The organism is Emticicia sp. CRIBPO, from assembly GCF_009905725.1.
Taxonomy (GTDB): domain Bacteria; phylum Bacteroidota; class Bacteroidia; order Cytophagales; family Spirosomataceae; genus Leadbetterella.
Map to the genome: position 1 here is coordinate 637,116 of NZ_JAAAKV010000002.1, position 14,965 is coordinate 652,080.

12 protein-coding genes are annotated in these 14,965 nt (G+C 44.3%); 3 read left to right on the top strand and 9 right to left on the bottom strand.

Annotated features, from left to right (window positions below; all coding sequences use genetic code 11):
- Positions 1-13: 13 nt before the first annotated feature.
- From GVN16_RS06630 to GVN16_RS06650, 5 genes are all read right to left on the bottom strand, one after another.
- A complete protein-coding gene (locus GVN16_RS06630) occupies positions 14-847 on the bottom strand; it encodes a hemin ABC transporter substrate-binding protein (protein WP_229244066.1) in 834 nt (277 codons plus the stop codon).
- Positions 848-913: 66 nt separating this feature from the next.
- On the bottom strand, positions 914-1,252 hold the full coding sequence (locus GVN16_RS06635; RefSeq protein WP_166563062.1) for a DUF6686 family protein: 339 nt from the start codon (positions 1,250-1,252) through the stop codon (positions 914-916).
- A gap of 91 nt (positions 1,253-1,343) precedes the next feature.
- Positions 1,344-2,735 carry an HmuY family protein gene (locus tag GVN16_RS06640; protein WP_166563063.1) on the bottom strand — a complete coding sequence of 464 codons (1,392 nt, stop codon included), beginning with the start codon at positions 2,733-2,735 and terminating at the stop codon, positions 1,344-1,346.
- Between the two features lie 2 nt (positions 2,736-2,737).
- Positions 2,738-5,023: a TonB-dependent receptor gene (locus GVN16_RS06645; protein ID WP_166563064.1), complete on the bottom strand. Its 2,286-nt coding sequence runs from the start codon at positions 5,021-5,023 to the stop codon at positions 2,738-2,740.
- A 60-nt stretch (positions 5,024-5,083) separates the two neighbouring features.
- Positions 5,084-5,551: a Fur family transcriptional regulator gene (locus GVN16_RS06650; RefSeq protein ID WP_229244068.1), complete on the bottom strand. Its 468-nt coding sequence runs from the start codon at positions 5,549-5,551 to the stop codon at positions 5,084-5,086.
- A 508-nt stretch (positions 5,552-6,059) separates the two neighbouring features.
- Here GVN16_RS06650 and GVN16_RS06655 point away from each other — a divergent pair.
- Positions 6,060-8,456 carry an ABC transporter permease gene (locus GVN16_RS06655; RefSeq protein WP_166563066.1) on the top strand — a complete coding sequence of 799 codons (2,397 nt, stop codon included), beginning with the start codon at positions 6,060-6,062 and terminating at the stop codon, positions 8,454-8,456.
- 154 nt (positions 8,457-8,610) lie between these two features.
- On the opposite strand, the gene tgt is transcribed toward GVN16_RS06655, so the two are convergent.
- Positions 8,611-9,741 carry a tRNA guanosine(34) transglycosylase Tgt gene (tgt, locus tag GVN16_RS06660; RefSeq protein WP_166563067.1) on the bottom strand — a complete coding sequence of 377 codons (1,131 nt, stop codon included), beginning with the start codon at positions 9,739-9,741 and terminating at the stop codon, positions 8,611-8,613.
- Between the two features lie 133 nt (positions 9,742-9,874).
- Here tgt and GVN16_RS06665 point away from each other — a divergent pair, with 133 nt between their 5' ends.
- On the top strand, positions 9,875-11,080 hold the full coding sequence (locus GVN16_RS06665) for a glycosyltransferase (protein ID WP_166563068.1): 1,206 nt from the start codon (positions 9,875-9,877) through the stop codon (positions 11,078-11,080).
- Here the strand turns inward: GVN16_RS06665 and GVN16_RS06670 are convergent, their stop codons facing one another.
- Both GVN16_RS06670 and GVN16_RS06675 read right to left on the bottom strand, forming a co-directional pair.
- On the bottom strand, positions 11,081-12,163 hold the full coding sequence (locus GVN16_RS06670) for an LptF/LptG family permease (RefSeq protein WP_166563069.1): 1,083 nt from the start codon (positions 12,161-12,163) through the stop codon (positions 11,081-11,083). It abuts the gene before it with no gap.
- A 124-nt stretch (positions 12,164-12,287) separates the two neighbouring features.
- Positions 12,288-12,950, bottom strand: a complete 663-nt coding sequence (locus tag GVN16_RS06675; protein WP_166563070.1) for a metal-dependent transcriptional regulator — start codon at positions 12,948-12,950, stop codon at positions 12,288-12,290.
- Between the two features lie 175 nt (positions 12,951-13,125).
- Here GVN16_RS06675 and GVN16_RS06680 point away from each other — a divergent pair, with 175 nt between their 5' ends.
- Positions 13,126-14,454 carry an Nramp family divalent metal transporter gene (locus tag GVN16_RS06680; RefSeq protein WP_166563071.1) on the top strand — a complete coding sequence of 443 codons (1,329 nt, stop codon included), beginning with the start codon at positions 13,126-13,128 and terminating at the stop codon, positions 14,452-14,454.
- Between the two features lie 9 nt (positions 14,455-14,463).
- Here GVN16_RS06680 and GVN16_RS06685 read toward each other — a convergent pair whose 3' ends face one another.
- Entirely contained in the window at positions 14,464-14,961 is a 498-nt protein-coding gene (locus GVN16_RS06685) for a bifunctional 2-polyprenyl-6-hydroxyphenol methylase/3-demethylubiquinol 3-O-methyltransferase UbiG (protein ID WP_205748796.1), read from the bottom strand.
- Positions 14,962-14,965: the final 4 nt, after the last annotated feature.

Genomic DNA, 14,965 nt, shown 5'->3' on the forward strand with positions numbered 1-14,965 from the left:
CGGAAACTATAGATTATTTAATTTTTTCGTTCAATTGAATTACTGCATCACCCAGTCTCGGCGTAAATCCCAAAAGTAAAACGCCGTCCATTTCTATTATTTTCCTGTTTTTACCGGCATTGGTCTGAGCCACACCAGGCACTTTCAAAAGGCCGTCAACCCCTCCCAGGCTTTCCAGTCCGCTGTCAAAAAGCAATATATAATCAGGATTGGCTGCAATCAGAGCTTCGGCAGTGAGCGGTTTAAAACCATCAAAATCATTCGTTGCGTTTTTACCTCCGGCCAGTTCTATCACGCTTTTAGCCTGGGTCCCTTTCCCGGCTACACTCATGGTCCCGAGCCCTCTCGCATAAATGAAAAGTACCTTAGGGGCTTTAGGCAATTTTTTGACCCTGGCGATCTGGGTATCCAGTTTTTTGATCATTTTCGCCGCCTGGGCCTTTCTTCCAAATAAAGTGGCGACGTCGTTGATCAGTTTTTTAGTGCCTTCAACGGAATATACCTGGGTAAAAGTAACCACTTTGATACCCGATGACTTAAATTGTTCTTCAATTTCAGGCTTCAGAAACGACTGTCCTTTTTCATCTTTTGTGCCGACCACCATGGTCGGTCTTAATGAAAGGGTAGCTTCTGCCCCGATATTGCGGTTGTGTCCTACTTTAGGTAATTTATTGACCGATGCCGGATAATTCGAAGTAATGTCTGTGCCAACCATCAGGCTTTCCAGACCCAGTTCCACCATAATTTCAGAAACAGCACCGCTTAACGACACGACACGCTGGCCCTGAGCCTTTCCGATCGTCTGAACTGAGGTTATCAACAATAGAACAAAAAGTATTTTTTTCATTTTCAGAATCATTTCATCCCTTCGGGAATCAAATATAATAATTAGTTTTATAAAATTTATTTAGTCTTAATTTAAATTACGTTGTGACATTTCCAGTATCTGGTACTTGGCCATAGCCGCACTCAGCAAGACCTGCAACTCGCCGAACTCTTTTTCTGTAAAGGTGAAATAGAGGTTTGGCACACTGGTATTGACAATAATTTTAGAGTAAAACGGGCACCTTTTAAAATACTCCTCAGGCGAAGTCGCACTGATGTTTCTTTCCAGCACACTGAAATCATCATAACTGAAAAGCTGGAAAATAGGCCCAAACTCAAAAGAAATGCATTCTTTGCATCCGCGGCAAACAGCCACCTGCCCGTTTTTGCTGGTCGCTAAATTTATAGGTCTTTCGTTTTTGTTCATGGTCTGCTGATTTAAGAAAATTGTGCGGATCTAGTGCCTGAAGAAGCCGGAACCCTCTGACCCCGGCAACTCTTTCAGGGCTTTATATTCGTTATCCTTTTTTTACAAGTTTATAAGTGATGGTCGGTTTACCACGTTCTCCTCCGTCAGAGCTATGGAAGTTCACGAATTTCACTTTGTAGATGTTCCCGGCAGAATCCTTGATTACATAGAATCTGTCTGTTTTCACACCAATCGGTGTACCGCTTGTGATTCTCCAGTTGGAGCCGATCACAAACTTGCCTGCCACACCGCCGGCAAAAACGGTTGTCGCAATGTTAGATTCAGCGTAGTTGTCGTAAGTCACTGCAGAAGTCAATACTTCAGCTACCTGCGTGCCACCGTAGATATTGGTAAAAACAAGGTCTGAGAAATAATAAGGGATCAATTCAGCTCCGTTTGACGTCTTGTTAATAGAGCCTCCCCAGACAAAATCCCACGAAGTTTTGGCCGGTTCAACATCTACCGTTTTCTCTGTTTCTACTGAGAAGAAAGTAAAGTTGTTGGCAGGCACTTTGGTTATTGTAGCGGTCTTAAAGGTAGTTTCTGACAATTTAGCATATTGTAAAGTATAATTGCTTCCGTTTCTTAATACCCTCACTTTGACCAGGTCTTTGGCTGCTAGGCCTCCGCCTGTTCCTCTTCTTACGATGTAAACTTTGTTGTCAGCATCGGTAGCAGAAACGGGCTTGATGACAGTTTTAGTAAGGTCACCGTCGATATCATCTACCAAAGCCAGCTGACCTGCACCAAAGTTCAGTACCAGTCCTTTTCCTAGAGTATCTGCAGCAGTAACGGTATTGATATCAGATTTTGTAGTGGCGATGGCCGTGGTGGCAATGAAGTTGTTCAGAATGACATTGAAATCAGAACCTGTAGAGAATCCGAAGTCCCAGCTTCCGCGAACAGCTGCAGTCTGGGCGTTGTTACTCAAATCAACATACACCGCGTTCAATGCATTCGCTCCGCCGGTCCCGCCATTCAGCTGAATAGTGGTTCCTTCCGAAACGATGGTTGAGAACTTAACTTTCAGGCTTGGCACTGTTCCGACCAACACCGGAGAATCCACAGACTGCACTGCAAAAGTCACCGACTCTGTACCTTTAAGAAACACCCCGTCTTTTCTCGTCAATTTGAACGATCCTTCAGCAGAAGCCGCAGGAATGGTTAATGTGATAAGGTCAGAAGCCACTTCGGGTGTTGTAGTCACTTCAGTACCGTAAGTCACACCATCAAAAGTCGGCTTGATCACTACTTTGGTAGCCACATCCACGGCTCTTGATAACTTCAATTTAACAGTCAATTCTTTTTGTGAAGATTCCAGGCCTTGCTCGGCAGATTCAAATTGTAAAAGGTTATCCGGTAGCGGAGGATCTTTTTCTTCACAAGCAGAGAAGAGTGCAGTAAAAAGAAAAACCAGACTTACTTTAAAAAGATGTTTCATCGTTATTTATTTTTTTGTTTTGAACTGAAAGAATAATTTAAACCTAAGAAATACGAGCGTCCGTAACTGGTAGCCACCGGGCCACCTGTGCTATGAGCACCGCTTCCGCTTGTTGCAGTATTGTTGATTCTTGTGATATTGAATATATTTTTAACCCCGGCATTCACATTGAAAGCCTTGAAAGTTTTCAGCAAAGTGAAATCAGCCCAGCTGAAAGCCGAGATTTCGGTCAGCTTAAGGTCCGTTCCATCCATAAGGTAGCCAGGTCTTTTGCCGGTAAACTTGTAAAACAAGCCAGCTGTCAGGTTAACTTTTGGGATGGTATAGGAAACGTTCGCATTTACTTCCGGAGACCACAGGAAAGTAGCCAGGTTTTTGTCAGCATAATCCTGGTTATCGGTAAACGAATTATACCTTCCTATATGAGAGTATCCGATGGTTGATTCCAGGTTTTTAAAGTGTAACTGAGCCTCCAGCGTTCCCCCGGTAGTTTTAAACTTATCAATGTTGACCGTCATGCTAACACTCGGGTCTGAAGGGTCGATACCGTAGCTGATCAGATCATTGAACTGGTTATAGAATGACCCCAGGGTAACTTTGGCAAGACCCTTCGGCTCTTTAGCCGTCCAAACCAGGTAACCATTAAAGCTATTCGAATACTCAGCCTTCAGGTTCGGATTGCCTTTAATAGAGTGGCTGGCATCAAAGAAATTAAAGTAAAGTTCTCTCAAAGCCGGAGACCTGAATCCACGGGCATACGCCAGTCTCAAATCGAGTGCGGGAGTGATAATCAACTTGGTGTTGATCGAAGGAATCGCCGGAGGGGCATCGTAAACAGAGTTTCTGATGAACCTCAGTCCCGGGCGAAGCGAAAGTCTTTTACCGGCATTGACAGAAGAAGAAACAAACAAAGCCAGGTCGGAAATAACCGGATTGCCCAGAATTCTTTGTCCGCCGGCCTGCTCCCTGTTAAAATCAATCCCCGGCTGTAATGAAACAGCATCTGATATTTTGTAATGTAAGGTACTTCTGATCATCTGGGCATCCAGGTCAGCGACATCCTGTTCTCCCTGACCCAGCGACAAGGTTCTGCTCCCTGTGGCAAGGTCCAGAATTGAAGTCTGCGTTCTGCGGGTGTAATTGGTAATGGTGGCTACGGTCGTCCACTGAAAACGGTCATTGATTTTCCATTCAGACTGTGCCTGGTGCATCATTCTCCTCGTGATGTACTTCTGATCACGGGCTTTCTGTGTATTTGTGTTGACAAGACCTTCACTCAGGATGGTCTCACCAAGGGCATTATTCCTGTACCAGATGTTAAAATCCTTACGGGTGTATCCAAGTCTGATGGTTCCAAGCAGCTGATCTTTAGGCAGCCAGTCTTTTACCCTTGTGGTAGAATAACCCTGCCAGCCTCCGAAGTTATTCTGAGTACCCGAAGCTTCCACCGACCAGCCTTTCCTCTGGTAGGCTAAACCTAAGTTCCTGTTGTGCACACCTTCCTCAGTCAGGCTGTATTCTTTTCCTACGGTTTCTTCCTGCAGTTTAAGATTAATCCTGAACTGCTGTATTTCCGGTTTTTTAGTGATGATATTGATCACGCCCGCCAGGGCATCAGAACCGTAATTGACTGACATAGGCCCTTCTACGATCTCAATTCTTTCGATAGCGTTGATGTCGATCTGGTTAAGACTTTCCCTCGTATCTCCCCGGTCCACCATCGGCACACCGTCAAGCAAAATCTTTACGTTACGGCCCGTCATCCCCATCAGCTGGATGTCTGTCGTGCCTAAAGTATTATCGTTCGTAAACCTGATCCCCAGCTCATTATTCAGCAGCCCCAACATATTGGTAGCCCCTCTTTGCTGAATCCTCTGCTGGTTAATGGTCCTGACCTGGAACACTGATTTCTTTAAAGATTGTGGTTCATATTGCCCGGTAACTACCACCTCATCCAGGCTTTTCTGCGATGTCTTTAGCTGAACTAAAACCGTTTCCGGGTCACTTTTAGCCCTTGCTTTTAAGGTATAAGTTTCAAAACCGACCATTGAAATTTCGAGAGTGTAGATACCTGAGGGAATATTCCTGAACCTGAAGTTACCATGCTCATCGGCAATGGTATTCTTGCTCAATTCCTTTAATTTAACTGACGCAGAAGCAGCAGGGACCTGCTGATCAAGAAGTACTTTTCCAAGTATGGAAGCCGGTTCGGATTGTGCAAAATTCTCATGAAAAGAGCACAGCAATACCAGCAGGATAAATCCGATATTTAGCCTTTTTAAGTTCATTTTTTTAGTAATTACCAATAATAAAACCGGAGACACCGGATAAAGCACTTTGGCTTTGTGTCAGTTCTGTTTAATTTTTTTATTCTCGCAGTTCTCTTTCCGGCACTTGCCGAAGAGCAATAAATCATGGGACTGAATCTCAAATTCCATGATGCTGCTTACCGTTTGCTGAATCTGCTGTAATCTGGGGTCGCAGAATTCACTTATTTTGTTACAATCAAGACAGATCAGGTGATCATGCTGTCTGAAGTTGCTTGCCTTTTCGTAACGTGTCTTGTTGGTTCCGAACTGGTTTCTTCTGATAAATCCGCTGTCGCTCAACAGGTCCAGAGTATTATATATAGTAGCCCGGCTGATCAGTTGATTCCTGTTCTGGAAATCCATATAGAGTTCCTCAGCGTCAAAATGGTCATTCCTTGAGTATATCTCCTCCAGAATCATGATCCTTTCGGTAGTTTTCCTAAGGTTATTCTCCTCAAGATAGATGGAGAACTGAGCTATAATCTTGATCAATTGAGGATTTTTCATCGTCATTTCTTTATTTCCGTTACAAAGCAAAGTCTTATTTAGAATTTTTCCAAATAATTAGGATATTATTTTTAATTAATCTAAATAAAAAAGGATGAAGTGAGCGATTGAGAAGACAAAATGCGGAAGATAAGTGAGGTTAAGCTGTCCTCTGAAAGCTTTTAGCTCTAAAAGTTGCAGGAAATCTATCATTCCTTCACTCCATTCTATCACCGAAGCACTCGATTATTCTATCATTGAGGCATTCTATCATTGTCCATTCCATCACTGAATCATTCATCATTAACGCTGTCCGGAAACGGAGCTTCATTGTCCATTTCCGAACAAAAAAATAGCGGCCAAAATACATAAAACACTCACAATGAACCACTTACAAAATTGGCATATTTTGTGTAATTTCAGAAAGTGAAAAAGCATACCTGTTAAAAACATTCCCACCCAACTTGCAGCAATAAATCTTAAACCTTAAACAAGCTAAAAGTCTGATGCTGATAGCTTACAACCAGTTATGATACTCAATTATCTTAAAATCGCCTGGAGGAATTTACTTAAAAACAAGGTTTATTCTTTCATCAATATCGGTGGCTTAGCCGTGGGAATCACCGTATTTTCTCTTATCTCACTCTATGTTTATGACGAACTGAGCTTTGAGAATCATCATAAAAAAGCGGATGATATCGTGAGGTTGGTCCATCATGCAGAATGGACGGAAGGCGAAGCTCACCATGCCGTCACTTCAGCGGCGTTTGCTCCGGCACTTAAGACCGAATTTCCTGAGATAAAAGAGGCGGTCAGAATTGTACCGGAGGGCGGTGGAGTCATCACTTTCGAAAACAAAACCATTAAAGCGGGAAATATCTTTTTCGCTGACAAAAATGCCTTTGATGTATTTACCTTCCCTTTTATAGCGGGTAATCCGAAAACTGCCCTTTCAGAACCCAATACGATCGTTATCACCGAATCACTGGCGAAAAAGATATTTGGTACAGCACAACAAGCCTTAAATCAAACCATAGATTTTGATAAAACAGTACTTAACAAAGTGACCGGGGTCATTGAAGACATCCCAGGCAACTCACATCTGCAGTTTGAAGGCCTGCGTTCATTGCCTGAGGGCTTCACGGGCGGCTGGCAGGATTCTAATCTTTATACCTACTTACTTCTTGACAACGGGGTAGATAAAAACAGGCTGGAGGCCAAGTTACCGCAGTTTGCACAAAAAACCATCCTGAAAGAAATGCCGGTGGTATCATACAAAATGGAGCTGCAACCTCTGCGTGACATTCACCTGCATTCCAATTTACAATATGAAATAAGTGCCAATAACTCCATTAACCGCGTTTATCTGTTCATGGCACTGGCGGGTCTGATCCTGGTTATCGCCATGATCAATTACATGAACCTGGCCACCGCCAGAGCAGGCATGCGGATCCGTGAAGTGGGCGTACGCAAGGCTGTTGGCTCCACCCAAGGCAGTCTGATCGGCCTGTTTATGGTTGAGGCCGTCACCTTCAGCATCATTGCTTCCTTTATTGCATCCCTTTTAATAAGCCTTTTGCTTCCGTTTTTCAACCAGCTGGCAGATAAATCTTTAACATTGAGCAGCATCGGTTTTTTCAAATCTGTTTCTGTATTAGCCCTTTTCAGCCTGGTCATCGGGTTTATGAGTGGCAGTTATCCGGCCTTGTTTCTTTCCCGTTTTAAAACCATCCTGGCATTAAAAGGCCTGACAGGAAGTTTGAACCAAAGCATCATTTTCAGAAAATCACTGGTAGTATTTCAATTTGCAGCCACCATCATTCTCATTGCCGGAGCGTGGATTATTTACGAGCAATTGCAATTCTCGGAGAAGAAAGACCTTGGATTTAACAGGGAACAGGTGGTAACAGTCCATATTGACGACAGGAGTTTACGTTCAAAGATTGCATCCCTGAAAGACCAGCTGATGAAAAGCCCGCTGATAGAAGATGTGGCGGCGGCAGGCAACCCTATCGGCAATAATAACCTGGGACAGTCTTCCTACAATTTCGAAAAAGCTGATGGATCGATGGCTACGAACGGCAAAATAGTACAGGAACTGACTGTTAATCCTTCGTTCGTCCCAACGATGGACATAAAAATGAAACTAGGGAGTAATTTTTCGGAGAACAAACCGACTGAAGTCACCGATGCCGCACTTATCAACGAAACTTTGATGAAAGAGCTCGGTTTTTCAAATCCGCTGGGCAAAAGAATCCAGGTCAAAATTAATAATGAAGGGGTTGTAGCGGAAAGACAGATCATCGGTGTTTTTAAAGATTTCCACACTTATTCCCTGCAACATAAAGTAGAGCCGATGGTCATGGTGATGCGGGAAGAAGCTATGCAGTATGATAATCTCTATATTAAAATAAATTCAGCGAAAGCCAAAGAGGCATTGGTTCATATTGAAAAAACCTTCCGTGAATTTGACAAACTCAGTCCGATAGACATAAATTTCCTGAATCAGAATTTTGCCCGTCAGTATGAGTCCGAACAAAAACAAGGTGTCTTGTCCCTGACTTTTGCCATTGTCTCCGTTTTACTGGCTTGTCTTGGCCTGTTCGGTCTGGCGGCCTTCACGGCCCAGCAAAGGGTAAAAGAGATTGGTATCAGGAAAATACTGGGGGCCAGCCTGGGTTCGATATTCTTTTTGCTGAACAAAGACTTTATAAAATTGGTGTTGATTTCGTCAGTGATAGCTATCCCGTCTGCTGTGTTTCTTATGAACAGCTGGCTGCAAAACTTTGCGTACAAAATTGACATCCAATGGTGGGTATTTGCCGGATCCGGTTTTATTTCCCTATTGATTGCCTTATTAACGGTGAGTTATCAGGCCATAAAGGCAGCTTTGATGAACCCGGTGAGGAGCTTAAAGAGCGAATAAAGGGAGAACGGAAACTGAGCAGGCGGAATTGACTGGATGCTGAGAAGTTACCTGAAAACGCCTGCTCCGATAAACCCAAATCGGAATCAGACGAAAATGGAGAATACGAAAAACCAAACCCGTTTCTTCATTTTCCTTTCTGTGTTCTCCCGCCTTACAATCTCTGCATCAATTTTTTAACCATTACGGCCTTCCATTCATAAAAATCGCCTTCAAGGATATGCTTGCGGGCCTCACCGACCAGCCACAGATAGAACCTGAGGTTATGGATGCTGGCGATCTGGGCGGCCAGCAATTCCTGGCATTTGACCAGGTGCTTTAAATAAGCTTTGGTATAAAAGGTGCTTACATAACCACCCAGCTCCTCATCTATAGGACTGAAGTCGTCTTCCCACTTTTTATTCTTTATATTGATGATGCCTTGTGTTGTAAACAGCATGCCGTTCCTGGCATTCCTGGTCGGCATCACACAGTCAAACATGTCGGTTCCCAGGGCTATCCCTTCAAGAATATTTTCGGGAGTGCCTACGCCCATAAGATATCTCGGTTTTGACTCGGGCAAAATGTTGTTCACCACTTCCAGCATGGCATACATGTCTTCGGCAGGCTCCCCTACCGACAGTCCGCCGATGGCATTACCCGGCTGATCCTGTGCGGCAATAAATTCGGCCGACTGAATCCTGAGGTCTTTATAAGTACTTCCCTGCACAATCGGGAAAAGAGCCTGGGAATAACCGTATCTTCCTTCGGTTTCTCCGAATCTTTTGATACACCTCTTCAGCCAGCGGTGTGTCAGGTGCATTGATTTTTCTGCGTAATTATAGTCCGAAGGATAAGGAGGGCACTCATCAAAAGCCATGATGATGTCTGCTCCGATGACCCTCTGAATGTCCATGACATTTTCAGGTGTGAAAAGGTGCTTGGAACCGTCAATATGGGAATTGAACTGAACACCTTCCTCCGAAATTTTCCTGATTTCTTTCATAGAAAACACCTGGTACCCTCCCGAATCGGTGAGAATGGGCCTTTTCCAGCCGTTAAAACCGTGCAGGCCGCCTGCCTTGCTGAGGATATCAAGCCCTGGCCTGAGGTAGAGATGATAGGTATTTCCTAATATGATCTGTGCATTAACGTCATTTTCAAGTTCACGCTGGTGAACTGCCTTCACCGTACCGGCAGTACCGACCGGCATAAAGATCGGGGTCAGAATTTCCCCGTGATCGGTGGTAATTTTGCCTGCTCTGGCCCTGGTTTTGGTATCTTTTTTCTCTAAATCAAATTTCATGCTGCAAATTTCACCCTAACATGTGGCTAATACAAGGAGTTTTATTAAAAACCTTCGCTGATATTAAGATTTTAAGTAAACGAATACGTATTTTTGTACGACTTTGAAGTTTAACTACTAATACTGGCCAAATTTGGAAATAATTGTACCTGTCATTTACTTTACGGCGATATCCCTTCAGCTTATCTTTATTTTATTCATATTCACCAAGCTCAACGGACATCACGATTCACCGACCGATATTGAAGGACAGCAATTCCCGGGTGTTTCTATAATTATTGCCTCTTTTAACGAGTTGCATAACCTTAAAGAGCTTATTCCGCTCCTCGAAAGTCAGGACTATCCTGATCTGGAAATCGTAATTGCAGACGACCGCTCCGAAGACGGCACCTATGACTACCTCCTGACTAATGAGGGCCGGTTCAGTAAAGTGATTTTTGTCAGGATCAAAGACCTTCCTTCTCATTTCACAGCCAAGAAATATGCAGTGACCATGGGCATCAAGAAATCAAGCAAAGATGTGCTTCTTTTTACGGATGCTGACTGCCGCCCTGCCAGCGATCAGTGGGTGAAGCAGATGGTAGCCCAACTGACTGCAGATAAAGATATTGTCTTAGGTTTTTCACCCTATACCTATTTCCCGGGAAGGCTCAATGCTCTCATTCGTTATGAGACATTCCAGACGGCCCTCCAATACCTTTCTTTTGCACTGGCTAAAATACCTTATATGGGTGTGGGCCGCAACCTGATGTACCGCAAATCTCTTTTCTGGAGTACCAACGGATTTGCCAAACATGTCGGTCTACTCAGTGGTGACGATGACCTGTTTATCAATGAAGCCTCACGATCCAATAATGTGGCCGTTTGTATCGGTAAGGACACCCATACAGAATCCATCCCCAAACTGACCTGGGAAGAGTGGTATACCCAAAAAAGAAGACACCTTTCTGTAGGTAAAAAATACAAATTCAGGGATAAATTTAACCTCGGCATCCTTTGGTTCGGACAGATCCTTACCTGGTTCGGTCTCATCCCGATGCTCTTCGTCAATCCCGACTGGTTTATTGCCCCTGAGTGGTCCAGAATCCCCTCTGAACTGCTGAAAGAATACGGACTACGTCACTGGTATCCCTTCAACGACTGGATACGCCTGATCCTGGGTATTTTTGTATTCTGGCTGATCGTAAAATGGATCGTGCTCGCAGTAGCCAACAAAAAACTCGGCAAAACCATCAACGCCTGGAAAATCCCCTATTACGATTTTCTTTACGCCGTTTACCTGCTGATTTTCGGGGTTATCACGGTTTTCTCGAATCCTAAGAAGATTAAGTGGAGGTGATCACCTCGGTACCGTAAAATACATGATCACCGCGATCGTCGAGAACACAATATTCGGCAGCCAGACTGCGAGTATGGGGTTCATGTTGCCGGACTCTGCGATGCCTTTGGACATGATGTAAAAGAGAATGTAGACAAATGCGAGGACAAAGCCAATAGCGATCTGGAATCCGACCCCTCCCCTGGCTTTTCTGGCAGAGACAATCAATCCCATCAGGGCCAGGATAATGACGGCAAAGGGTGTGGCGAACCGCTGGTAAAATTCTATCTGGAAAACCGCAATACCCTCTGCTCCCCGGCTTTCAATCAGCCTGATCTTTTCCCTGAGCTGGGGTATGCTCATGGTTTCCTGTATGGCGTGGTTACTTTCAAAATCGGACGGAAACATATTAAGCGTGGTATCCAGGGGCGTGGCGGTGCTGAAAATGAGCTCATCTTTCATGATCCCCAGTTTTCTGACCCGGTAATCATATACCTGCCATTTACGGGTGCTGTCAAGCCAGACGATCCTCCTTGCAGTCAGTTTTTCTTTCAGCTGGTTGTTCTCAAATTTCTCCAACGTAAAATCGTAGGCAGTCTTGGAATTGTTATCGTAAGTAGAAAAATACGCATACACATTCGGACTGACGGCCATGTGAAAATCCCTGTCTGAAAAATAGAATTTGTCCTTCACATACTCATTTTCAAATCCGATCCTGACTTTATTAGCCCTGGGCAGAATCCAGCCTACCATAATAAATGAAAAAACAGCGACTACACTGGCAGCCCAGAAATAGGGCCACATCAACCTTCTGAAACTGGTACCGGTGCTCAGGATTGCGATAATCTCTGAGTGACTGGCCAGCTTGGCCGTAAAAAACACCGTAGAAATAAAAATCATCAAAGGGCTGATGTAATTCGCCCAGTACGGAGCCAGGTTAAGATAGTAAGAAAGGAGGATTTCCCGCATCGGGGCTTTGTTCTGAATAAAATCATCGTTTTTCTCAACGAAATCGATCACCATGATCACCAAAACAATGATAAACACCGCAAAGACATAGGTAGTTAAAAACTTCTTAATTAAGTAGCGGTCTATCTTCTTCATCCAACAAGTCCTGAAAATTGATTTTTATACCGCAAATTTAAGCTATTGACTTAACTTTTCTTAGCAATTAAGATATTTTAAGGCTCCCGGCACTTCTAAACCGGGTAATAAGATGCTTTGAAACTTACTTTTTACTCACAAGAATACTGCAGGCCACTTCTTTGCTGATGTGGATAGTGCCGGCTTTGTTGATCTCGATATGAAGGGACTGGTCGTAGCCGCTTACATCCAGCACCCTAAGTTTGGCTCCCAGATGAAGGCTTAATTTGTCAAGATGTTGTAAGAAAGGAGCCGAATCTTCTGAAACCCCCAGCATTACCAGCTCGGTGTTAATGACGGCTTCGGATAACTTAAAGCTCACCTGCGAAGGCATATTCCCTTTTTCGTCGGGAATCGGATCTCCGTGCGGGTCAAATTTCGGATTCCCCAGGAAATTATCCAGACGCTCGGTAAGCACTTTTGAATCGATGTGTTCCAGCTCTTCCGCTATTTCATGGATCTCATCCCAGCCGAAACCCAGTTTTTCAACCAGGAAAACCTCCCATAAGCGGTGTTTCCTGATGATCTTAAGGGCAATTGACTTCCCCTCTTCTGTAAGGGTAACCCCCTGGTACTTTTTATAAAGTATCAGTTCCTTTTCAGAAAGCCTTCGAAGCATGTCACTTACAGAAGCCGCACGGGTCTGGGTTATTTCAGCCAGCTCGTTGGTACTTACCGCCAGCCCGTTCTTATTCTCACAAAGGTGAAAAATGGCCTTAAGGTAATTTTCTTCTGTAAAAGAGGTCATTTGCTTGTTATTCATCATCCGTCTATCTCCAAATCCCGTATTGTTTATATGGAACGAGAGAAGGCCTGCAAAATTAAGTTATTCTCTGGAAAAATAAAAATTTAGACTAATCTAAAAATTTATTTTGATCGACAGGTTTTTTAATTTACATTTGTCTAATACTTAAGATTTTTATATGGATAACAATGCTCAAGGCTGGAAAAACAGAATCACAAACCACTCACTTCCTGAAGTCTACGGCTCGTTAGAAGTCAATGAACATGGCAATTTCTGGAAAAAACTCAGGTCATTTATCGGTCCAGGACTGCTGGTGGCTGTCGGATATATGGACCCGGGAAACTGGGCGACGGACATTGAAGGAGGGGCTAAATTCGGTTATACCTTGCTTTGGGTGATCATGGTTTCCAACTTTTTTGCCATGCTTCTGCAGCATCTGGCCTTAAAACTGGGCATAGCCACAGGACGTGACCTGGCTCAGGCCTGTAAAGATTCTTACTCCAGAACCACCTCTTTTATCCTGTGGGTACTGGCTGAAATAGCCATCGCCGCCACCGACCTGGCTGAAGTGATCGGTTCTGCCGTAGCCATCAACCTCCTGTTCGGTATTCCGCTTCCTGTCGGGATCATCATCACAGCCATAGATGTTTTATTGATATTGTTTTTACAGTCCAAAGGGTTCAGATACATAGAAATCATTGTAGGAGCTCTTTTGGGGATTATCTTCCTGTGTTTTGCGTATGAAATCATCATCTCCAGACCTGATATGGTGGCGGTGTCAAAAGGATTGATTCCCAATGCACAGATCATCTCGAATCCTACAATGCTTTATATCTCTATCGGGATTCTGGGAGCGACGGTGATGCCGCATAACCTGTACCTCCATTCCAGCATTATCCTGACCCGTAATTTTTCAAAAACCAGCGAAGGAAAAAAGAATGCCATCAAGTTTGCGACGATTGACTCCACGACCTCATTGTTCCTGGCTTTCTTTATCAATGCCGCGATCCTGATCATGGCAGCCTCTACCTTCCACTTCAGCGGCAACCAGGAAGTAGCAGACATCCATGAAGCCTATCACCTCTTAGACCCGATACTGGGGGTTAAATTTGCAGCGTTATTGTTCGCAGTAGCTCTATTGGCGGCAGGTCAGAACTCTACCCTGACCGGAACACTCGCCGGGCAGATCGTCATGGAAGGATTTCTGAACATCAGGCTTAAACCATGGCTGAGAAGACTGATCACGCGTCTGATTGCCATTGTACCTGCCTTGGTGGCGGCTCTGTATTTCGGAGACCGGGGGGTGAGCGAGTTACTCGTGTTGAGCCAGGTGATACTTTCTTTGCAACTGAGCTTTGCGGTCGTTCCTTTGGTGCTGATCACTTCCAACAAAAAGAAAATGGGAGAATTTGCCAACCCTGCCTGGGTAAAAAATCTTTCCTGGGCCGTGGCTTTGCTGATTATCTTCCTGAACGGCTATCTTTTGTTTGATACTTTTACCGGATAAGTTCAATCTTCATTTTTGAAACACCAGCTTTGTCCAGCATACGTTTTCCTTATGCTTCATGAGGCTGGGCTGATTTTCAAGAAATAACAAGGTCTTTAGTCCTGAATTCTCCGCATTTGCGATGGTTTGTTTTCCGTCCGTAGGAAAAACACGGGTGCCTACTCCTGCCGGGCCGCTTCTGAGTGTGAGAGCAAAAACACCACCAGGGCTTAATAATTGAGCTATCCTTGACATGGCCTGATGCTGCTCTTCCCCGTTGAGGTGATGCCAGACTCCCGAAGCAAGGATAAAATCGAACGCCCCATACAGCGACTTAAGTTCCGGCAAAGCATCACGGAGCCATCTGATATCCAATGTAGCATACAATTCCATTGCTCTTATCCTGAGTGCATCAGCAGGTTCTGCTGCAGTGACATCATGCCCCATTCCGTAAAACACAGAGGCATCCCGGCCTATTCCTGCACCGGCATCTAATATTCGGCTTGGTTTATGAGGTATAAAAGGCATGAAA